At 43.3% G+C, this 19,768-nt stretch carries 22 protein-coding genes and 1 pseudogene; 14 read left to right on the forward strand and 9 right to left on the reverse strand.

Features of this window, described 5'->3' with window-relative positions; translation table 11 throughout:
• Nucleotides 1-48: 48 nt before the first annotated feature.
• The gene (gene lnt / locus CHRO_RS13035; RefSeq protein ID WP_318265547.1) at nt 49-1,731 is read left to right on the forward strand and encodes an apolipoprotein N-acyltransferase; all 1,683 of its coding nucleotides are present in this window, start codon (nt 49-51) and stop codon (nt 1,729-1,731) included.
• 42 nt (nt 1,732-1,773) lie between these two features.
• Here the strand turns inward: lnt and CHRO_RS13040 are convergent, their stop codons facing one another.
• The 3 genes from CHRO_RS13040 to CHRO_RS13050 all read right to left on the reverse strand — a co-directional run bounded on the left by CHRO_RS13040 (nt 1,774) and on the right by CHRO_RS13050 (nt 4,022).
• Entirely contained in the window at nt 1,774-2,340 is a 567-nt protein-coding gene (locus tag CHRO_RS13040) for a Uma2 family endonuclease (RefSeq protein WP_015154676.1), read from the reverse strand.
• An 81-nt stretch (nt 2,341-2,421) separates the two neighbouring features.
• Complete coding sequence (locus tag CHRO_RS13045) at nt 2,422-3,399, reverse strand: DUF4335 domain-containing protein (protein ID WP_015154677.1); 978 nt, start codon at nt 3,397-3,399, stop codon at nt 2,422-2,424.
• A complete protein-coding gene (locus CHRO_RS13050) occupies nt 3,396-4,022 on the reverse strand; it encodes a DUF3038 domain-containing protein (protein ID WP_015154678.1) in 627 nt (208 codons plus the stop codon). The genes CHRO_RS13045 and CHRO_RS13050 overlap by 4 nt, the downstream gene beginning before the upstream one ends.
• A gap of 360 nt (nt 4,023-4,382) precedes the next feature.
• Here CHRO_RS13050 and CHRO_RS13055 point away from each other — a divergent pair, with 360 nt between their 5' ends.
• From CHRO_RS13055 to CHRO_RS34785, 4 genes and pseudogenes are all read left to right on the forward strand, one after another.
• Nucleotides 4,383-4,901, forward strand: a complete 519-nt coding sequence (locus tag CHRO_RS13055) for an adenine phosphoribosyltransferase (protein WP_015154679.1) — start codon at nt 4,383-4,385, stop codon at nt 4,899-4,901.
• Between the two features lie 12 nt (nt 4,902-4,913).
• Nucleotides 4,914-5,171 carry a DUF7919 family protein gene (locus CHRO_RS35145; RefSeq protein WP_483772843.1) on the forward strand — a complete coding sequence of 86 codons (258 nt, stop codon included), beginning with the start codon at nt 4,914-4,916 and terminating at the stop codon, nt 5,169-5,171.
• Nucleotides 5,053-5,307 (forward strand): hypothetical protein, encoded by a 255-nt coding sequence (locus CHRO_RS13060; RefSeq protein ID WP_015154680.1) that lies wholly within the window; start codon nt 5,053-5,055, stop codon nt 5,305-5,307. The genes CHRO_RS35145 and CHRO_RS13060 overlap by 119 nt, the downstream gene beginning before the upstream one ends.
• Nucleotides 5,304-5,659, forward strand: a pseudogene (locus CHRO_RS34785) (DUF5615 family PIN-like protein). Before CHRO_RS13060 ends, CHRO_RS34785 begins: the two are co-directional and overlap by 4 nt.
• 50 nt (nt 5,660-5,709) lie before the next feature.
• On the opposite strand, the gene CHRO_RS13070 reads toward CHRO_RS34785, so the two are convergent.
• Nucleotides 5,710-6,462 carry a phycocyanobilin:ferredoxin oxidoreductase gene (locus tag CHRO_RS13070; protein WP_015154681.1) on the reverse strand — a complete coding sequence of 251 codons (753 nt, stop codon included), beginning with the start codon at nt 6,460-6,462 and terminating at the stop codon, nt 5,710-5,712.
• Nucleotides 6,463-6,693: 231 nt separating this feature from the next.
• On the opposite strand from CHRO_RS13070, the gene CHRO_RS13075 reads away from it, so the two are divergent.
• Nucleotides 6,694-6,951, forward strand: coding sequence for a hypothetical protein (locus tag CHRO_RS13075; RefSeq protein WP_015154682.1), 258 nt, complete (start codon nt 6,694-6,696; stop codon nt 6,949-6,951).
• A gap of 86 nt (nt 6,952-7,037) precedes the next feature.
• Here the strand turns inward: CHRO_RS13075 and CHRO_RS13080 are convergent, their stop codons facing one another.
• Nucleotides 7,038-7,634, reverse strand: a complete 597-nt coding sequence (locus tag CHRO_RS13080) for a Maf family protein (protein ID WP_015154683.1) — start codon at nt 7,632-7,634, stop codon at nt 7,038-7,040.
• Nucleotides 7,635-7,739: 105 nt separating this feature from the next.
• Between CHRO_RS13080 and psb27 the strand changes: the two genes are divergently transcribed.
• Both psb27 and CHRO_RS13090 read left to right on the forward strand, forming a co-directional pair.
• On the forward strand, nt 7,740-8,135 hold the full coding sequence (gene psb27, locus CHRO_RS13085; protein WP_041462465.1) for a photosystem II protein Psb27: 396 nt from the start codon (nt 7,740-7,742) through the stop codon (nt 8,133-8,135).
• Nucleotides 8,136-8,534: 399 nt separating this feature from the next.
• Nucleotides 8,535-10,049 (forward strand): family 10 glycosylhydrolase, encoded by a 1,515-nt coding sequence (locus CHRO_RS13090; RefSeq protein ID WP_015154685.1) that lies wholly within the window; start codon nt 8,535-8,537, stop codon nt 10,047-10,049.
• Between the two features lie 46 nt (nt 10,050-10,095).
• Here the strand turns inward: CHRO_RS13090 and CHRO_RS13095 are convergent, their stop codons facing one another.
• From CHRO_RS13095 to CHRO_RS13110, 4 genes are all read right to left on the reverse strand, one after another.
• Nucleotides 10,096-11,181 carry an A/G-specific adenine glycosylase gene (locus CHRO_RS13095; RefSeq protein WP_219336148.1) on the reverse strand — a complete coding sequence of 362 codons (1,086 nt, stop codon included), beginning with the start codon at nt 11,179-11,181 and terminating at the stop codon, nt 10,096-10,098.
• Nucleotides 11,182-11,416: 235 nt separating this feature from the next.
• The gene (locus CHRO_RS13100; protein ID WP_015154687.1) at nt 11,417-12,217 is read right to left on the reverse strand and encodes a hypothetical protein; all 801 of its coding nucleotides are present in this window, start codon (nt 12,215-12,217) and stop codon (nt 11,417-11,419) included.
• A 544-nt stretch (nt 12,218-12,761) separates the two neighbouring features.
• A complete protein-coding gene (locus CHRO_RS13105) occupies nt 12,762-13,253 on the reverse strand; it encodes a 2TM domain-containing protein (protein ID WP_015154688.1) in 492 nt (163 codons plus the stop codon).
• A gap of 176 nt (nt 13,254-13,429) precedes the next feature.
• A complete protein-coding gene (locus CHRO_RS13110; RefSeq protein ID WP_015154689.1) occupies nt 13,430-14,320 on the reverse strand; it encodes a hypothetical protein in 891 nt (296 codons plus the stop codon).
• Nucleotides 14,321-14,652: 332 nt separating this feature from the next.
• Here CHRO_RS13110 and CHRO_RS13115 point away from each other — a divergent pair, with 332 nt between their 5' ends.
• The 6 genes from CHRO_RS13115 (at nt 14,653) to CHRO_RS13135 (ending at nt 19,761) form a co-directional block, all read left to right on the forward strand.
• Nucleotides 14,653-15,270: a tetratricopeptide repeat protein gene (locus CHRO_RS13115; RefSeq protein ID WP_041462466.1), complete on the forward strand. Its 618-nt coding sequence runs from the start codon at nt 14,653-14,655 to the stop codon at nt 15,268-15,270.
• 476 nt (nt 15,271-15,746) lie between these two features.
• Entirely contained in the window at nt 15,747-15,902 is a 156-nt protein-coding gene (locus CHRO_RS32175; protein WP_181245259.1) for a hypothetical protein, read from the forward strand.
• Complete coding sequence (locus tag CHRO_RS13120) at nt 15,902-17,971, forward strand: AAA family ATPase (RefSeq protein WP_015154692.1); 2,070 nt, start codon at nt 15,902-15,904, stop codon at nt 17,969-17,971. The genes CHRO_RS32175 and CHRO_RS13120 overlap by 1 nt, the downstream gene beginning before the upstream one ends.
• Nucleotides 17,964-18,614, forward strand: coding sequence for a Uma2 family endonuclease (locus CHRO_RS13125; RefSeq protein ID WP_015154693.1), 651 nt, complete (start codon nt 17,964-17,966; stop codon nt 18,612-18,614). The genes CHRO_RS13120 and CHRO_RS13125 overlap by 8 nt, the downstream gene beginning before the upstream one ends.
• Before the next feature lie 39 nt (nt 18,615-18,653).
• Entirely contained in the window at nt 18,654-19,211 is a 558-nt protein-coding gene (locus CHRO_RS13130) for a Uma2 family endonuclease (RefSeq protein ID WP_015154694.1), read from the forward strand.
• A gap of 88 nt (nt 19,212-19,299) precedes the next feature.
• Nucleotides 19,300-19,761 carry a DNA phosphorothioation-associated protein 4 gene (locus CHRO_RS13135; protein ID WP_015154695.1) on the forward strand — a complete coding sequence of 154 codons (462 nt, stop codon included), beginning with the start codon at nt 19,300-19,302 and terminating at the stop codon, nt 19,759-19,761.
• The last annotated feature ends 7 nt before the right edge of the window (nt 19,762-19,768 follow it).

Consider the following 19,768-nt stretch of genomic DNA (forward strand, 5'->3'; position numbering starts at 1 on the left):
ATCGCCTCTCCTTTTTCGCTGCTTATTGCTCTTGCTAGCGGTATATTAATGGGGCTTACCGTTGCCCCTGTAGGAGCTTGGTTTCTTGCCTGGATTGCCCTAGCTCCTCTGTGGGTATTGGTAGTTACAACCCCCAAACATTCCTCACTCCTCGCTCCTCACTCCTTACCCCTCCTTTGGGGCATTGGCTATCACGGTGTCGCTTTATTTTGGATTACAGGCATTCATCCTATGACTTGGATGGGTGTACCGTGGTTGAGTAGTCTGGCGATCGCCCTTTTCTGCTGGATCTTCATCACCCTCTGGGGAGCTGCCTTAGTAGTTGGCTGGGGCGTTGGCATGAAAGCACTGCTAAATTGGCGAATTCCCACTTTAAAATCCCTACTCCCAAACGCAAAAACACAAAAAACCCTTTGCGCCTTCGCACGCCAGTTGCTACAACGGAGGGAACCTCACGCCAGTCGCCTCAACGGGGGAAACCCCCGCACGGTGCTGGCTCCGCAACGCACCGGCTCGTCTTTGCGCGACAAAATTCCTCTTAGTCTCGTCCGCCTCCTCATCGGCGTTGCTCTTTGGTGCGGCTTAGAAAGCTTGTGGAGTGCCGGACCCTTGTGGTGGTCTTCGCTTTCCTACACCCAAAGCCCCCACAACCTACCCATTCTCCATCTCGGACAACTTTCTGGAGCAAGTGCTGTTACAGCTGCGATCGTCGCTGTCAATGGATTGTTTGCCGAAGCTTGGATTGCAGTTGTAGGGGCGCACAGCCGTGCGCCCATTCAGGGGAGTCGAAAAACATCTGTTGTCTTTTGCCTTTTGCCTTTTGCTTTTTGCCTTTTATTACACCTTTTGGGCTACAGCTTGTACAGCCGTCCCCTGATTCAGTCTCCAGACACAGTTCTCAAAGTTGGGATCGTCCAGGGTAACGTCCCGAATAAAATCAAACTTTATCCCGAAGGTTTTCGGAAGGCGATCGAAGGTTATACGACTGGCTACCAAACTTTAGCAGATCGGGGAGTTGATGCAGTTTTAACTCCAGAAGGAGCTTTACCTTTTCGCTGGAATGACGTTCAACGCACTTCTTTTTACTCCGCTGTCAAAGAAAGGGGCGTAGTTGCTTGGTTGGGATTGTTTGGCGACAAAAAAGGAGGCTATACGAACAGTATTTTTACCCTACTGAGTAACGGACAGATTTTTAGTCGTTATGACAAATCAAAATTAGTACCGATTGGCGAATACGTTCCATTCCAAGAAATTTTAGGTGGGATTGTTTCTCGACTTTCACCGCTTGACGAGCATCAAATAGCAGGTGCGCCAAATCAGTTATTCGATACTCCTTTCGGTCGAGCAATTGTCGGAATTTGTTACGAATCTGCCTTTCCCGAACGATTTCGCTACCAAGCTGCTGCTGGAGGGCAATTTATCCTCAGTCCCTCCAACGATGCCCATTACAGCGCTGCGATGCCAGCTCAGCACCATGCTTTAGATATCATGCGGGCGATCGAAACTGACAGATGGGCTGTGCGTGCTGTCAATACCGGATATTCTGCTTTTGTCGATCCTCACGGTAAGACAGTTTGGATATCGGGACACAATACTTATGAAATCCATTCCGAAACTATTTATCGCCGTCAAACCAAAACTTTATACGTGCGTTGGGGCGATTGGCTGACACCGATGTTGATGGTTGTGGCTGTTGTCGTTTGGCTGGTAAGGCTTGTTGGACAAGTTTAGGTTTTAGGGTTTTAGATCGTATATGAGAAGGTCGCGATCGCTCTATTCTAGAGGTAATTCAAATCCAGGTAAAATATCTTCTCCAGAGAGGACGGAAGGTAAAAATATGACTTCTACAGGCTGGTTGGCGCGATAAATTTCTACTTGGCTATTTTGAGGGTTAATTAACCAACCCAAACGCAAACCATTAGCCAAATATTCTTGCATTTTCTCTTGTAATGGTTTTAGCGTATCGGTGCGAGAGCGCAATTCAATTGTAAAATCTGGGCATATGGGAGGAAACTTTTCTCGTTCTTCTGGAGTTAGAGCCTCCCATCGTTCCAATCTTATCCAAGCTGCATCAGGAGAACGGTTAGCACCATTGGGGAGACGAAAAATTGTGGAGGAACTAAAGACTTTTCCTAGCTTGGTTTGACGATTCCAATTATTCAAATCTGTTATCAGATCTGCTTCTTGATTGCCGCTTTCTCCTCCTACGGGTGGCACGATAATTAAATCTCCTTTGGCATTAAGCTCTAAATTCAACTCGCGATTTGCCATGCACAGTTGATAAAACTGTTCCTGAGTCAAATGCACGATTGGTTCTAGATTTAATATCACCGTATCCATAAAGAATGGTAATGGGTAATGGGTAGTTGGTAATTGTTGGTTGACAGTTTATTCTCCCTTGTCTCCCTTGTCCCCCTTGTCTCATTTCTTCGCTTCCCAAGGCTTAACCTGTACTTCTCCTTTGGGTGTAAAGGTGACTTGAAATTGAGCTAAGGATTCTGGTGGCGTAGCACTACCAGCAGCAGGTTGGGATAGCAGGCGAGGTAGGGGAGTTTGCTGGACTTGCCCGTTGGATATGTCGTTAGTCGCAACATAGCCTTTAATCGCTCCATTAGCAGCTACGCCAACGCGGTAAACTAAATCTTGACCGAGGGCTACGTTAGGCTTCCACGCCGGTCGGAGTTGGTCGGTGAGTTTTTGCTGTAATTGCACCAATTGCAAGGGATCGGTAATGGGTGGTGCGTTAGCAATGTTGGTAGATTGGGCGGATGGAGAGGTGGCTTCTGTAGGACGGCGGACAGCTTCGGGAATGGGAATTAAGAAAAAGGCGATCGCGGCTAGGGCTAATCCTGATGCGCCTACGGTGGCGGGTACGGCTTGCTTGACTAACTGCTGTCCCGATCGCACGTAGCGCCGCGAAACTGGAGCTAGTTGCAGCGTCAAATCTGGTAGGGTTTGGGTATCGGCAAAAAACTGATCGATCGCCTCTACTAAGTCAAATAACTGTACTGTTGTCAGCTCGACTTCCTGCGCCGTACCTTCGGTGTGGCTATTTGCTTCTGATTCTTTATGACTTTCTGGCTGGACGATCAAACGATGACGATCGCGATCGATTTTTTGCAACTGTACCAAGCTAGATTCTTTGTTGTGCGCTTCTGGGTGCGTGACGTGACTCAAAAATTCTTGGGCGTAACCGCTAACAGCTGTCACTAAACTTTCAAAAAAATCTCTACCACCAGTCAAGGTTTGTTTTGCCTGGATCAGCTGACACTCAACATAGGTCAAAATTGTGAGTACGGGTCGCCCGTCAAAGGATTGGGAGTCAGTCGCGCGATCGCTCAATCCCTCTAAAACCAGCGTGCAATTGGGCAGGCTGTACTTGCGCTGAATCGTCGTCATTCTACTTCCCCATCAAACAAACTAATCCACAACCGCTGCATTCCCGCTGTCCCCGTACAAAATAGCAATTGTTGCAACAGTGTCAGTGCTAGTTCATCCAACTTTTCAGGGGAATTGTAAGCCAGTACCCCAGAACGACGAGGATTCATCCGACTGCGAAAATGCGATCGAAACCTTTCGAGATAATTAGACAAGCGTAAATTTTGTTCAAGTGGAATTCCTTTGTCACGCATTTGCTGATATGTCAATAGCAACTGTCGAATCACAGCTGTCAACCTGCGGGCTAAATCGGCGGCGATGACGACAAGTGCTTTAGCCTCTAGTAAACTGAGGTCGCGCCGAGCGTGCGATCGCCTCAATGGGTTCGTACAGCGCATTCGCCACAAGTTTACCCGATTTTTGACAATATCTTGTAGTTCTAGCTCCTGCGCTATTGCCAAGAATAATTCCGAACCACCAAGTTCTAGGGCTTCAATCGCCAGTAACATCAAATCAATTTGCAACCTCACCCTTTGAGGACAAGCCCTTTCATCAACAGGTGGGTTAGGTAAACTTTCCAGCATCAGGGGGAGGGATGGGACGGTTGAACTATCTAACGGATTCGCGCTTGCGGAGACATTCATCTTAACCAAAGATATACGAGTAAATAACTAAAACCAGCCTTCACTAGATTGGCAAAATTGGCGACTGACTGTCTACTTTTAGCATAGAAGGGAGTCGGGAGTCGGGAAGAAGGGGACAAGGGAGACAAGGAAGACAAGGGGGACAAGGGAGCAATTCTAGTCACTAGTCACCCGCCACTAGTCACTGATAACTGATAACTGGTAACTGATAATAAGGTTTCCCTGATTCTCGCTCGAAATTAGCGATCGCACGTAACAATTTAAAACATCTGGAATTCTAGTGTACGATTTTTCAAAGTCTTCCTAAGTCTGCCAATATAGATAGTTGCCGTTATACTCAGCCAGTCTCGCTGACAACCTATGGATCTCAAGTCCCTGATTCGCGATATTCCCGATTTTCCCAAGCCTGGTATTTTGTTTCGAGATATTACCACTTTGCTGCGCGATGCCGCAGGGCTACGCCATGCCATAGATAGTCTGGCTGATAAGCTGGATGGTGCGGGGTTAAATGCTGAATATATTGTAGGAATTGAGTCACGCGGCTTTATCATTGGTGCAGCTTTGGCTTATAAATTAGGCATTGGCTTTATTCCCGTGCGTAAACCTGGGAAGTTACCCTCTTTGGTTCACTCGGTTGAATACGAACTAGAGTATGGCATGGATAAGTTAGAAGTGCATCAAGATGCCTTGCAGCCTGGTAGTCGGGTATTGATTGTAGATGACTTGATCGCCACTGGGGGAACCGCCAGCGCCACGGCTAAGTTAGTGCAGCAAATCGGCTGCGAGTTGGTTGGTTTTGGGTTTATCGTCGAGTTACGAGATTTAGCAGGGCGGCGGAATTTGCCCGACGTGCCAATTGTGGCGCTAGTGGAGTATTAATGAGATTATCTTGTGACTTGTTACAAAGATCTTGACCCAATCGATTATTTCCCTGTAGGAAATGATATTCTCCTACAGGCTATAGGCTGGCTAGGTAAAGAGCTTGAATTCCAAACTGGAAGAGTTGGGCAGCAGTTCTTTAATAAGCTATGTGAATCAGCAGAAAATCCTTGGCAACCATTCATTTCAGCAGGCTTTCATACTTGCGACCTTTGCCAGTTTCCGTTTTCTGAGCAAAATTTATGGAGCGATTACTTTTTATCTTGCTAATCAAGAACTAATTAATCGCTATCTTGAAAAGGGAGAAGAAGAATTTGAAAAGCTGCGACTCTCTTTAAGAGAAAGAAATCCAGCTCTGTATCAAAAACTAATAGCTGCTAAAGCCCAAAAGCAGGGCAAAGCATGACGAAAATTCGATTTCAAGCAAATGCCGACTTGAAACAGGCAATTGTGACTGGTACACTCTGAAGAGAAACAAATATTGATTTTCAATCAGCTTATGTAGCAGGATGAGAAGGTAAGACACAGACCAAGAGGTATTAGCTATAGCTGCGCGAGACGAGAGAGTACTCGTGACTCACGATCGCAAAACTATGCCAGTTGAATTTGGTAAGTTTATTACTACAAAAACTAGTACTGGAGTTATAATTATTTCTCAAAATCTGTCAATTAGTGATGCGATTGAATCTCTTATTCTAATTTGGGAAGCATCTGAAGCAGAAGAATGGATAAATCAGATTATGTCTATTCCTTTTTAATTGATTTGTGAATTGGCGATCGGATAGATGCAGGTCTTAGCTACCGAATATTAGCCTAAATTAGTAGCCTCCGGTAAGTCAAATAATATAGTCGTCATGTAGTGTTCTGCCCACTCTACACCAAAGGCTTTTTCTAACACTCGGCGAGTTTTGTCATTTTGCTGCTGTTTTGTACAGTAATATTGTTGCGCGGCGAAAATTTCGGCTTGTTGCGTTTTAGAAACAGGTTGAGATGCGATCGCCTGGGTACAATGTATTTCTAAAAATCCTCGTACCATTGCCAAAAATTTCTCTTCTTCCTCTGGAGAACCAGGACGAATAAACGTGCAAAACGGTGAAAAGATATCTCCCCAAACCGGAAGTTCGCGGGGTTGAGAGAAATTCGGATTTGGTAAAGCAGAAAGTGCAGCAGTATAAGCAGATGGTAAAGTTCGGTCTCGATTTAAAGGCGATAAATCTGCGATCGCAGCACTAATTTGTCCCCTTCCTCCGACTAAGTCACAGCCAAACATGGGTAGAGCGTATTCTATGCGGGGAAACATGACGCAGTGCAAAATATCTAGCGTCGTTCCCACTTTCGCCAATTCTAGGTGTAGTTTGCGAAATTGGGGTGTTTGATAACAACGATTTTCAATTGTCAGTTTCTCTCCCTCCAATCTGCCTTCAACATAGCCTAACTCTGCGGGAATGACGTAGGGTGAAAGTTCTAAGTGGTTTTGCCAAACAGATTCGATCGCGTCGGCTAGTTGCCGAATTAGAGAGTGCTGTTGCGATCGCAGTGAAGGAGTAGAAGCAGGTGTCATGGAAAAATACTCAATACCGGACTGTGAATGCTGAATTCATCACTTACAACTCCTCATTCTATTACTCTATGTGGCTCGGAACTTAAAAGGCGATCGTATATCTGGCTGGAACAAACGTAAAGTTATCCAACGATAGATGCAGCTTCTCTCGAAGTTTCTGTAGCATAAACTACAGAAATGCAATTTTTACAGATTGCCGATCGACTTTTCTGAGTAAAGAGGGCAAAGGCAGTGCAACTAAATTCTCACAAACAACACAAAACCGCCGATAGAACCTATTCAAACTGGCTGAACAAAATTTATGACAATTCATTAGAGCAATGTCAACGCAATGGTTGGGTCAAGTTGCGAGAACTTCCCAGTACTTACAGTCATGATGAAGCATTGCTCCTGTGCCAAGTGGGAAAAGACGAGTGGTTAGCTTGGATTCCAGATCGTGGAGAAGCTGTACTGCACGCGGATCAATTTGAGGTGGATGGTAATTGGTAGTTGTTGGTTGTCGGTTATTAGTTGTCAGTCACTAATCTTTTGCAAATGTAGTTTTGACTTTTAACTTTTAACTTTTGACTTTTGACTTACCTATCCCAAAACTCCGTCACCTCATAACCAAGTTGCGATAGCATTTGGCGCAGTAGGGGCAAGCTGAGACCAATTACATTTGAGTGACAGCCTTCAATTTTATCGACAAATAGACCTCCGCGCCCTTCTAAAGCAAAAGCACCAGCACACTTGAGGGGTTCTCCGGTAGCAACGTAGGCTCTAATAGCGCGATCGCTCATTTGAGCAAAATAAACCCGCGTGACTTGAGTGCGGACAAGTATTTGTTGTTGCGGCTGGTCGATAATAGCATGACCTGTATACAGTTCCCCCACTTGACCGCTCATGTGCTGCCAACGGGCGATCGCGACTTCTGCATTCTCTGGTTTACCATGTATTTCTCCATTTAACAGCAAGACAGAATCACAGCCCACAATTAAAGCTGAATCAAATTGAGGTGCGATCGCTTCCGCTTTACAACGCGCTAAAGTTTCTACCAATTCAGTCGCATTCTCGGTTTGAATTTGAGACTCATCAAAATTGCTGACGCGCACAATTGGTTCGATGCCAACCATTTGTAACAAGCGCCGCCGCGCCGGAGAAGCGGAAGCCAAAACAAATTGTGGTAAACCCATGTCAGTTATCAGTTATCAGTTATCAGTTATCAGTCGGCTTCTTAGATGATCCCATTCCACGGTAGGATTGACTGTGATTTAAGTATGAATGTGAATGGATTGTATATGAAGCACTATTGGTCACGTCTACTTGCCCTGGTTTTGGTAGTCGTTATTGGTTTAATGGGCTGCTCTAGTGGCGGTGGGCTTTCTGGAGATTATCGTCAAGATACCTTGGATGTGATAGGTGTATTGCGCAACGCAATCGAACTACCGCAAGATGCACCGAACAAAGGCGAAATCCAAGCAGAAGCCCGCAAAAAAATTAATGATTTCGCCGCTCGCTATCAGCGTAATGGTAGTTTGACAGGTTTAAGTTCTTTTACCACCATGCGCACCGCTTTAAATTCCCTGGCTGGTCACTACAGTTCTTATCCTAACCGTCCTCTACCGGCAAAACTGAAGCAACGCCTGGAATTAGAATTCAAACAAGTAGAGATGGCGGTGGCTCGGGGAAATTAAGCTTAGTTACAGTCGCATATTTAAGAAATATGTATCTTTGCTGGTGGCAAGCAGGTTACTGCTTGCCAGTATTTTTTTACACAAATAAAGTAGGCGATCGCCTACCGGGAAACGGATAAAGGAAACATCAGTGGCAGGAATTCCGAATAATTACGAATTACACAGGACAAATTCCGAATTATTCTGAGTGATGGTAGCAACCAAAGGTCGAATACTAACGTCAAACTAAGTCGGAAGTTATGAGTCGTAAGTTGTAAGTGGAAGAGTTATCTTCTGCACTCTAGAACATAAAGTCAGCAAATTTAATCGTTTGTCAACTCTTTAAGGCTATCCATAATACTTTCTTAACTTCCGACTTCTGACTTCTGAATTCCTTTGTCCTATTTCTTGTTTTTAGGAATGTCCGATTGCAAATTAAGTCAATTAAAATTCTTGCAACTGCGCCTATTACAACGATACCTAGCGGCGATCGCCTTTACGAGTAGCTTACTGGTAATGAGCTTGGGGAACCATCCTGTAATAGCCCAAACAACTGCCTACTGTCAGGAATCAGAAGCAGTAAGGCAAGAGAAAGAAAGCTTACTTCAGAAAGCATTACAAGGTGACACAGAGGCGCAAAACCGCTATAAACAGCTAATAAACCAACAAGCACAGCAATTAGCAGAGTGCCGCGATCGCACTCCGCCTCAACATCAAGCGATCTGGTTGCGCCTTTATCCCTGCGATACTCAGCCTGGGGTATTAGACAAGATTATGGATCGGATTGTCAGCCGAGGCTATAACTACGTTTACATCGAGACATTTGCGGATGGGCAAGTCCTATTACCCGCATCGGCTAACCCGACAGCATGGCCCGCGATGGTGCGTACCCCTGGCACGGAAAATACAGATTTACTCGCCGAAGCTATTCAAAAAGCCCACGAACGAGGCTTGAAAGTCTACGCTTGGATGTTTATGATGAACTTCGGCTATTCCTACGGGCAACGTAGCGATCGCCAATCGGTATTAGCCAGGAACTTTAAAGGCGATACGAGCTTAAATGTTGTAGATAACGCCAGTCAAGTATTTATCGATCCTTACAACGTCCAGGCAAAGCGCGACTTCTATCAGTTGGTGCAACAAGTGGTACGCCGCCGCCCTGACGGAGTCTTATTTGACTACGTGCGTTATCCACGCGGTTTGGGTGGTGCTTCTGTAGTCTCTAAAGTACAAGATTTATGGATTTATAGCGAAGCAGCCCGTCAAGCTTTAGAACAACGGGCGTTGAACAAAAAGGGGCGAGAACTGATTAAACGCTATGTTGCTAAGGGTGCATTGTCAGCCTCAGATGTTGATGAGGTCGATAAGCTTTATCCCGATGAAGGAGAACCACTTTGGCAGGGACGCACTCCACCCACTCAAGAGGAGAAAAAAGTGTTACCGAGTGCTGCGGCGCGTCGTCCGCTGCTACAGTTAGAGTTATGGCGGTTGAGTGTAGCCCATGCCCTACAAGGAATTCTCGATTTTGTCGCCTTGGCAGCTTCACCAGTACAACAACAGGGAATACAGACAGGGTTAGTGTTTTTTCCTGATGGCAACCAAGTTGTAGGTGAGGGGTATGATTCCCGCTTGCAGCCTTGGGATCGGTTTCCTACCAGTGCAGAATGGCATCCCATGTCCTATGCTGCTTGCGGTAATGCCGATTGCATTGCGGCTTTGGTGCAAAGAGTGTTTAAATACGCGCCACCTGAAGCTAAAGTTATTCCGGCGATCGCTGGTACATGGGGACAGTCTATCAGCAATCGCCCCTCTCTTGAAGCTCAAATGAGCGCGATCGAGCGTGCTGCACCTCAAGTTAAAGGAATTAGCCATTTTGCTTTTTCTTGGCAAGAACCGGAAATTGAAAATTTGCGGAAGTCTTGTCGCTGGAAATAGCTATATCATCAGGTGGGCATTGCCCACCCTACACTTAAATTTCATGCTATAAATTTAGTGCGAGTTGTTCGCAAATTGAATCAGAATAAGTGTAATTTTGAAATAACTGAAAAGCTTTTCGATCGAGTGCGGTTGAGAGTTTTGCACTCAGGTCTAGACGATTCATCCAGTGTAGTGTTTTCGATAAAGCTAAATGCTGCCCCATGGAGATATCAATGTCATTACTATTTAATTGAATAACGCAAATCCTTCCAGTAATACGATGATGAGCGATCGCATGGGTAAATTTTCCTGGTAGTTGAAGCGGTTGCCAACGATCGAGCTTTGATAATTGATGAGCGAGCGTCAAAGGAAAGCCAATCGTTTTGGCTAAAAAACCATCTGTTCTTTCTCCAATTGCCAAAGTATCGGTTTGTCGATGCCAAAAAATTAGCACGAATAATTCCGTATCTACTAAAACGCGGCGGGGTTTTTTAGGAGGACAAATTTCAATACAATTGTGAGCGTAAGCCAAACATTGCATTTGTAAAGGACAAATATCGCAACGGGGTTTCGTTTTTCGGCAGATTGTTGCACCCAACTCCATCATCGCTTGATTAAAGTCACCAGGACGATCGCTAGGAATGACTTGCGTGAGATAATCTTGAATGCGCGATCGCCCTGCTGTATTCCACACATCTTGTAAGGCTAGCAAGCGACTCACCACCCGGATGACGTTACCATCAATACAAGGAACTTTTTCGTTCAAGCAAATACTAGCGATCGCGGCAGCAGTATAATCGCCACAACCTGGAATTTGCAACCATTCGCGATAAGATTGGGGAAAACGACCGTTGAGGCGGTTGACGATGAACTCTGCACCTTTTTTCAAGTTTCTCGCTCGTGCGTAATATCCCAATCCAGCCCAGAGTCGGTGTAGTGTCTCTTCATCGCAGTTGGCTAAATCGTCTACCGTAGGCAGTTGTTGAACAAATTGAGCAAATTTAGGTAAGACAACGGCTAGAGTCGTCTGTTGGCTCATAACCTCGCAGATCCAAGTATGATAAATATTGACCTGCTGTCGCCACGGTAGCGGTCTGCGATCGCGATCGTACCAAGTCAGGAGTTGTCTTATACCTCGAGCCTTTAACACTTTTTTCACATAAGTTAGGTAGATATTTACGTTGGCTTTACCTAAAACCTAAATTTAAAGATTATTCTATGGTTATATACAGAAGATAACTAGTTGAAACTCTATAACTTAACCAGCATAGCGCCTGTAGAAGACAATTCTCCAGGCGCTATAGCTATTGCGATAACTGGTTGCTTGTGAATGGCTAGTGGCTGGACTTTTTTCTAGCCACCAACCACTAGTTACTAGCCACTGATTAAAAGCCAGCAAAGTTATAGCCAACACCAATTTGAATACCTACTTCTGTATCATCTAAAAAGCCTACGTTCGCACCTACGTTAGCTGTAAATTGCTCACCTATTGGTACATCTACACCAGCAGTTAACATTGGTCCTACATCGCTATCATCTCCCGTAGAAATACCCAAACCACCGCCGACATAGGGTGCAAAAATCGAACCAGCTTCCGAACCTGTATCGATTCCTGTAGGTTGCAAGTTAAAGTCGTAGGTCACAGGAATCAAGATGGTTGTATTGTCCCCAATGATGACTGACGGACGTGCAGAGACAGCATTGGTTAATCCGATTTTACTGATGACGGTGAAGTTAGTGTCACCTAAAGCTGTACTACCGTCTATCCCAATATTCGCTCCCACGCCTACGTAGCTAGAACCACCACGGGTAGACGATCCTGGTTCAATTGGATCTGGATTAGTTGCTGGTGGTTCTGTTGGGGTAGTTGGTTCTGTAGTAGGAGTCGTTGGATCTGTAGTGGGAGTAGATGGTTGAGTGCTGGGATACGTTGGATCTGTAGTGGGAGTAGATGGTTGAGTGCTGGGATACGTTGGATCTGTAGTGGGAGTAGATGGTTGAGTGCTGGGATACGTTGGATCGGCTTGTGCGATCGTGTTAACTCTCAATCTATCCTTCAAAGCAGCAGCAGAAGTAGAAATTTTAGGGTTTGCAGTTTGCGCTGATGCTGGCAGTTCGCTTGCAACTGCTACAACAGTTGCAAAACTAAACACAATGGCAGTCGAATGGAAAAATTTAACATTCATTTTTGTCATCCTCACATACAATTTGCTTTTTTTGGAGTCTATTACACGAATTTCTGCACCAGATTTGGCACTCCCAGCAGAATTCTAATCGTCTTTTACTGGTAAACTTGCGCTTTGTATAGTTAGTCCTAAAGCTCGCATATCTACCTTAGGTTAGACTTAGGTTAGAAAAATTAATTCTCAGAAGTTATGTTTGATTTCTGCATTTTGTAGTTTTAGCTCAGAAAAATGATAAAAATTTGTCGTTACGTCTATTTTTACCAAAAAACTTTAATTTTTGTTGGATTAAGAGCAACTATATATCAATAGTGGTAACAAGCAAAAATTAGAGTATTTCTAAAGAGATACTCAAAATAAAATCAACTCTACTTAAGTTAGAAAATTTAATCTTGTAACTCTGATTATTTGTCTATCTTACGCTAGATAAACTTTTTTTAATTATATAGCCACAAACCAGCACTCGCACTCTAAACGTGCCTCTGAAAGCGAGAATAGGCACAGGCGATCGCTAATAAATACTACAGGTGAAAATATAATTGAGAAACTAAGCTTTAAGCAGTCTATCTAGCAAAGAGTTAATCGAACGCTTGATTTGATGCCTGCGTTTCCAATTCTGGAAGGCTTTTTCATACTCCTCGCCTTGAATCTGTGATTTATTCCATACATCAAGACCTAAAAGAAAACTTAAAGATAATAAGATATAGAGCGACCAAGACAGACCACCGCCACTGACCAGATCTAAAAGGATAAAAAAGATATTAACTAAACCATAGTTACCAAATCTTTTTTGCAGCTTTTTCCGTCTATCCAGATTAAATTTCTGCCGTTCTTGACTATCAGATTGCTGATTCAACCACTCTTGTTCTGCTAATTGCAGACATTCTGGGGAAATTTCTAATTCAGCAGCAATTTCTAATAATTGTTGGCGAGAAAACTCTCCTTCATAGGCTTGACGAGCGATCGCTATTTGGAGAATTTGTTGAATATCTTCTTGGTGATAAGTCTGCACTAGCTTGTTGTCAACCACTGTTTTCATCTCACCTATGCCTTTCCCAGAAAATTTTGACTCAATCCAGATAGCTTCACTGTTTCTATGATAATTCGGAATTCAGTGAGTTGTCGTTGGTCGATGAGTCGTTAGTGGCGTTTTAGCGAGGTGGCTGGTGACTGGTGTTTTTTCCTCTTTGCTAATCACCAGTCACCAACTACTATTTACTCTTGCGGTGGTTTTGGACGTTTGGTCGGTTTGGGAATGGGGGCTTTGGGAATGGGTTTTTGAGGCATGGGTGTAGAGCTATCAGTCTTACGGACGGGACGTGGGGTCTCGAATTTACCTCTACCTCCACCTTTGTTATATCCTCCTCCCGATCGCGCGCCGAAGGGTTTTTTCATCGGTTTTCGGAAGGGTTTAGGCAAAGTAGCGATCGATGTACCTTCTTGTACGACGAGATCGTCAGCTTGTCTGAGAACGTGAAACTCCCAAAACTGACCTACAGCTTTTGTTTTCAGCACGCCCTGAAGATTGACTTTAAAAAACTTGGGTCGATCTGATTCTTTGCGTGGCGCTTGCTTGATTTTCACGACCAGCCGACTATCCCCCGCAGACTGAAAAACGACTTCACCGCGTACAGAAAAATAACCATCTTCGGCGTTGTCGATCGGTGCAGAATCCGCTTCTGAGGGTGCTGCTTCGCTGGTGGGAGTTTCTTCTGGGGTTGGTTGCTTTGCTAGGGTTTCTGGTTCCCAAACTCCGACAATTTGAAGGTGCAATTGATTATCTTTTTGTCCCGTGCGCGGGTAAACCACCCACAGGTGTTCTGCCTCTAAATCTATGTGCTTTCTGACTAAGCTAATAATTCGCCCTAGCAGTACGGCTTGCAGTTGAGTACCATCATGCGCCAGTAATGTTCCTTGCGTGAATTGTTCGGAGCTGGCTTGATAGCGACCGCGTACTAGACCAATGGCACGATACTGCATTGGTTCGCTTGGGGGTGGAATTGGCTGCTGGCGGTTTGCTTGGTTTTCCTCTGCTACAGTCTCGGTTGGAGGCTGTTGAGAATCGGAATCGGAAACTTGGGAAGACGGAATCAGGTCGGAATTCATAAAAACTCCTTAGCGGCGGAGACAAATCCCATTTGGGACTATTTTTATCCTGCTGCCCGCAAATTCGAGCGGCGGATAATTTAAGTTACGTTTTGTATGCTGTCGGCAAGCGTAGCTCATTGGCAAGAAGTAAACTAAGCGTGAGCGCAGCATAACATATCACTACAACCCCAATTGGTTGTGATGTTACCCTAGATCGGAAAATCGCTATTTTACAAAATCTGCACTCGTGCAGGCAACTAGGTAAATTAACCCCCTTTCGCTCGGCAACGAGCAATTAGCATTCTGAATGTTAGCTTTTAAGATATGGAAGTAGAGTTCAAAGCGATATCGTGTCACAGCCATCCCGCAGTCGTTGGTTCATCAATCTTGTCTTGGCGCTAGGAGCCGTTTTCTTTATTGGGGCTTCGATGTTACCCCTGTTAGAAGGCATAGTCAAAGATAGTCAGCCAGCGCAGGAAGCTACGCCCACTGCTAGCCAGACAGCGCGAACGCAATCTTCATCTCCACTGGTGAATCAGGCACAAGAGTACGAACTCGTTCTAAAACAGGAGCCAGATAACCAAGCAGCACTGAAGGGATTAGTAGAAGTTCGCGTCCGCCAGAGAGACTTTCAGGGTGCGATCGCACCTTTAGAAAAACTGATTGCTCTCAACCCCAATGAAGGTTTATATCACTTGGTATTGGGTCAAGTTTATGCTGCCCAGAAAAATAGCGATCGCGCCAATGCCGCTTTTGACCGGGCGATGCAAATCGACCAGAAAGATTATCGTCCTATTTTAGGCAAGGCACTACTACTTAAAGAACAGGGTAAGCCAGAGCAAGCTAAGCCCTTGTTCGAGCAAGCTGCTGCCCTTGCACCTAGTCCCTCAGAAAAAGAGCAAATTAACAACTTGGCTAATCCTCAACCCACCCCTGCTCCCGCAGTTCCCCAGCAAAAACAAAAGTAAATTTTAATTATTCTTTACTTGCGATCGCAAAAATCAATTTATTTGGCTATGGTGGATTGACTTTCAATCTGCGATCGTGATATCTATTATTTAGAATAGAAATATTATTTATTTTTTTGAAACGCTTACGCTTCGATTATTAAGAAAACCCTTTTGGTTAAAGCAATAGTATCATCAAAAAAGTAAAAATACAAGATTTTTCCAGCTTAAATTTTTCTGGCAGTATTACACCCTTGCAAAGAGATTTAGTTAAACGCAGACAAGGGTAGTGCAGTTACGCTCCATAAGTTTCTTAACGCTTGTTTTACATCAAGATTGTATTTGCGCAGCAGCCCAAGCTGGAGCAGCTACGAGGCTTACTTTATTTGACTTTTAGCTTTTGACTTTTGACTTACTTATCAGTAGCCAAACGGTAGTACGCATGTATAAAATATTGCATAGTATTCATTTGTACTAGCATGATAACAGAATCAAATATGAGTGACGTGCAGGAGCCGATAGTAACTGCTGCGCCAGAGATTAGGCAAATTATCGAGCGAGTCTGTCAACTAGAGAAAAATAGACTAGACCGAAAAAGCCAAGGTCATATTAATGACGATATTGTGAAGATTATCAAAGAAGAGGTGCAGTAATGAAGCTCACTTCTATCCAATTATGTAATTTTCGCTCTTTTTATGGGAAAACACCAGAAATAATCTTAGCGACTGGAAGCGAACAAAACACTACAATTATTCATGGAAACAATGGTGCGGGAAAAACGAGTTTATTAAATGCCTTTACGTGGGTATTGTACGAGAGATTTAGTGCAGCTTTTGCTTCTGTCGAGCAATTAGTAAATAAACGCGCGATCGCCGAAGTACAATTAGGTGCAGCAGTAGAATGTTGGGTAGAAGTCAGTTGGGAGCATGAAGGAAAACGTTACCGCACTAAGCGCAATTGTCGAGTTTATAAAAATGAATTAGATATAGATGCAGGTAAAAGCGAATTATTTATGTATGTGTCTGGAGATGATGGACGTTGGTATATTCCACCAGAACATCCAGAGGAAATTATTCATCAAATTCTTCCCAGTAGTTTACATCAGTATTTCTTTTTTGATGGCGAACGCATCGAGCAAATTGTTCGTTCTGATAAAAAAACAGAAATTGCTGAAGCTACTAAAATGCTTCTGGGAGTTGAAGTCTTAAATCGCGCAATTCGGCATTTAGGAGAAGCAAAGAAAACTCTAGATAATGAGTTAAAAGCAATTGGGGACGGCGAGACACAAAAACTACTTAGGCAGCAGAGTAAAGCCGAGAAAGAAATAGAGCGAATCAAGCGTAGGCAAATAGAAATCGAGCAAGAATTAGAGTATCAAGATACGCTGAAGAAAGAAACGAGCCATTATCTACGGGAACTTAGTGCGGCAAAGGAATTACAAGAAAGACGGCAGGAGTTAGAGCAACTGAAAAAGACGAATCAAGATAGTCTTAAACAAAGCCGAGAACTTTTAAAAAAAGCTATTTCTACGAAAGGATATACAGTACTTTTATCAGAAACCACAAATCAATTTCGATCTATAGTTACGGAATTAAAACAGCGAGGAGAATTGAAGGCAGGAATTTCGCGGGAATTTATTAGCGATTTACTGAGTTCCCAACGTTGTATTTGCGGTGCAGATTTACATGCAGGAGATTTCGCTTGCGAAAGTGTGAAAAACTGGTTAGAAAGAGCAGGTTCCTCTACTGTAGAAGAGACAGCTATTCGCATGAGCGCACAAGTAGATGAAATTGATAAACAAGCACCTATCTTCTGGGAAGAAGTAGATAGAGAGCAAGCTAGAATTCAGCAATTAAGACAGACAATTTCACAGATAGAAACTGAATTAGATTCTATTCAGGAACGATTGCGTAAAGATCCAAGTGAAGAAATTCGGAGTTTGCAAAAACGTGTAGATGCGATTGAAGTAAAAATCAGAGAAATAATCCTAGAACAGGGAGCAAATCAACAGCAGATCGTTAATTTTCAAGCCGAAGCTGAGAATTTAGCTAAGCAAATTATCAAACAAAAATACAATGAAGAAAGACAAATATTAGCTCAAAGACGAATTGCTGCTACTCAGGATGCGATCGAGCGTTTAGCTGAAGTGCGATCGCGACAAGAACAACAGTTTCGCTTACAGTTAGAAAAACGAGTTCAAGAAATATTTCGAGAGATTTCTTTTACTCCTTATATTCCTAAAATTAGCGATCGCTATGAACTAACATTAGTAGAAAATACAATTGGTATAGAAATGCCTGTCGCTGCGTCTACGGGAGAAAATCAAATTCTCAGCCTTTCTTTTATCGGCAGTATTATTGACAGAGTGCGGGAATGGAGCGAGAAGAAAATGCTAATGGTTCCCGATACCAGTACTTTTCCAATCGTGATGGATTCCCCCTTTGGTAGTTTGGATGAAATTTATCGCCGTCAAATTGCCAAAGTGATTCCTAAATTAGCAAATCAATTGATTGTTTTGGTGACAAAAACTCAATGGCGAGGGGAAGTAGAAGCAGAAATGTCAAGCAGAATTGGGAAGCAATATGTGCTGACTTATTATTCTTCTAAACCTGACTGTGAAGAGGATTCTATTAGTATTGGTAGCAGGCGTTATCCTTTAGTTAGGCAGAGTCCGAACGAGTTTGAATATACCGTAGCAGTAGAGGTAGAGGACAATGGCTAGTTCGTCTCCTACACAGAATTTTGTGGCAGATACTTGGGTGAAAGCTACCTGGGAAGAATTTATGGCAATAGCCGATAACCCAGAGTATGAGAAAGCTAATTTTTATTACGATCGCGGTTACATGAGGATTGAAATACCACCAATTGGTTCTAGCCACAGCCAGGATAATAGCATTGCTCATAATGTAGTGAGTTTGTATGCCACTGTTAAAAATAGTAGAATCAAAAGTCTAATTAATTGTAGTTTTTGGAGAGCAGGTATTAGAGAATTTCAACCGGATTTAGATTTTTACATTGGTGCAGAATTTAGATTTCCACCGCGTTCCAACTCACCGATTAATTTAGACGAATTTCCACCACCTACTCTAGTCATAGAATTAAGTGCGACTTCTTTCAATGATGATATAGGACGCAAACGATTAATTTACAAACCCGCAGGAGTCAGAGAATATTGGGTAGTTGACGTGAATGCTGGAGATATTATTGCATTTGAAATTTTTCAAGGAAGTAGTGGAGACATTCAAGAGTCTAGGGTATTACCTGGATTAGAAATAGCTTTAGTGAAAGAAGCATTACAACGTAGTCTAACTCAAGATGACGGCGAGATTAACCGTTGGCTATTGCAGAGTTTTAGTCAAAATTAAATGCGATCGCATCTCATTCTCAAGGTTGAGGATAAAGTTATGACAACAACAGAATTGCGTTTGTGGACTGTAGATGAATATCATCGCATGATCGAAGCGGACATACTGACAACAGAAGATCGAGTCGAATTGCTAGAAGGGCAAATCATTCAAATGAGTCCGCAACAACCCCCTCATGCTGCTACTACACAGCGAACATTTAACTATCTAAACCACTTATTAGTAGGTATAGCTTTCTTGCGAATGCAATTACCTATTACCTTATATCCAAATTCCGAACCAGAACCCGATATTGCTGTTGTCCGCATTAAATCTCGCGAATATATTGACGGTCATCCTACAGCAGATGATATTTTCTTATTAATAGAAGTAGCAGATAGAACTTTAAATAGCGATCGTACTTCAAAAGCACGCATTTACGCTCAAGCCAGAATTGCTGAATATTGGATTGTAGATGTGAATGCGCGACAGATCTACGTTCTGCGAGAACCAGGCGAGGAGACTTATCAACAGGAGATAATTTTAGATGGAAATGCTAAATTGTCACTGTTAGCTTTTCCTGAAATTGAGGTGGAGGTAAGTCAGATGTTTTTGTAATTGGGGGTGCGATCGATTTTTCTGAAGAATTATCAAGACACAGAGAAATTATTGAGTTAGGATAGCTTAGGAACAGGTAGTTAAATTTATGGCTGCGAATAGAATAAAAATTGCTAAAGATAAGGTTGAGTTAGTAAAAGCTTTAGTAGAGTCAAACGAAAAAACCGCACCTTTCCAAACATATGTAGAAGTCATGATGTTTGCAGCAGCTTTGGGAGCAAAGCATAAGAAAAGAGTTCCTTTAAAGGATGTCGCTAAAGATTTATCTCCCTTACGACAAGATTATTTTTCGAGCAACTTTACTGTAGTTATCAATTTATTAGCTTTTACTGAGACTAAAGCTCTTAATATTTTTGATGAGCATGAGATAGCTGATGAGCAGCGTATTCATATTTTTGAAGAATATGCTAATGGTGGACTAGAAGTCGTACAGCATGAGCTGCGTGGAGCAGTAGATTATTCAGAGCGAATACTCCTACTACTCAGCTCTGAGCGTTTTCAGCTAGTAAAAGAAGTAGAAGAATTCGATCTAGGTAAATTCCTCTCTTGATTTAAGT

Origin of the sequence: Chroococcidiopsis thermalis PCC 7203, assembly GCF_000317125.1 — a bacterium.
Taxonomy (GTDB): Bacteria; Cyanobacteriota; Cyanobacteriia; order Cyanobacteriales; family Chroococcidiopsidaceae; genus Chroococcidiopsis; species Chroococcidiopsis thermalis.

Coding starts and splice junctions, on each gene's coding strand:
- lnt (WP_318265547.1), top strand. CDS start 49: ATGGGGCTTACCGTTGCCCCTGTAGGAGCTTGGTTTCTTGCCTGGATT.
- CHRO_RS13040 (WP_015154676.1), bottom strand. CDS start 2,340: ATGGATACGGTGATATTAAATCTAGAACCAATCGTGCATTTGACTCAG.
- CHRO_RS13045 (WP_015154677.1), bottom strand. CDS start 3,399: ATGACGACGATTCAGCGCAAGTACAGCCTGCCCAATTGCACGCTGGTT.
- CHRO_RS13050 (WP_015154678.1), bottom strand. CDS start 4,022: ATGAATGTCTCCGCAAGCGCGAATCCGTTAGATAGTTCAACCGTCCCA.
- CHRO_RS13055 (WP_015154679.1), top strand. CDS start 4,383: ATGGATCTCAAGTCCCTGATTCGCGATATTCCCGATTTTCCCAAGCCT.
- CHRO_RS13070 (WP_015154681.1), bottom strand. CDS start 6,462: ATGACACCTGCTTCTACTCCTTCACTGCGATCGCAACAGCACTCTCTA.
- CHRO_RS13080 (WP_015154683.1), bottom strand. CDS start 7,634: ATGGGTTTACCACAATTTGTTTTGGCTTCCGCTTCTCCGGCGCGGCGG.
- psb27 (WP_041462465.1), top strand. CDS start 7,740: ATGAAGCACTATTGGTCACGTCTACTTGCCCTGGTTTTGGTAGTCGTT.
- CHRO_RS13090 (WP_015154685.1), top strand. CDS start 8,535: ATGTCCGATTGCAAATTAAGTCAATTAAAATTCTTGCAACTGCGCCTA.
- CHRO_RS13100 (WP_015154687.1), bottom strand. CDS start 12,217: ATGAATGTTAAATTTTTCCATTCGACTGCCATTGTGTTTAGTTTTGCA.
- CHRO_RS13105 (WP_015154688.1), bottom strand. CDS start 13,253: ATGAAAACAGTGGTTGACAACAAGCTAGTGCAGACTTATCACCAAGAA.
- CHRO_RS13110 (WP_015154689.1), bottom strand. CDS start 14,320: ATGAATTCCGACCTGATTCCGTCTTCCCAAGTTTCCGATTCCGATTCT.
- CHRO_RS32175 (WP_181245259.1), top strand. CDS start 15,747: ATGAGTGACGTGCAGGAGCCGATAGTAACTGCTGCGCCAGAGATTAGG.
- CHRO_RS13120 (WP_015154692.1), top strand. CDS start 15,902: ATGAAGCTCACTTCTATCCAATTATGTAATTTTCGCTCTTTTTATGGG.
- CHRO_RS13125 (WP_015154693.1), top strand. CDS start 17,964: ATGGCTAGTTCGTCTCCTACACAGAATTTTGTGGCAGATACTTGGGTG.
- CHRO_RS13130 (WP_015154694.1), top strand. CDS start 18,654: ATGACAACAACAGAATTGCGTTTGTGGACTGTAGATGAATATCATCGC.
- CHRO_RS13135 (WP_015154695.1), top strand. CDS start 19,300: ATGGCTGCGAATAGAATAAAAATTGCTAAAGATAAGGTTGAGTTAGTA.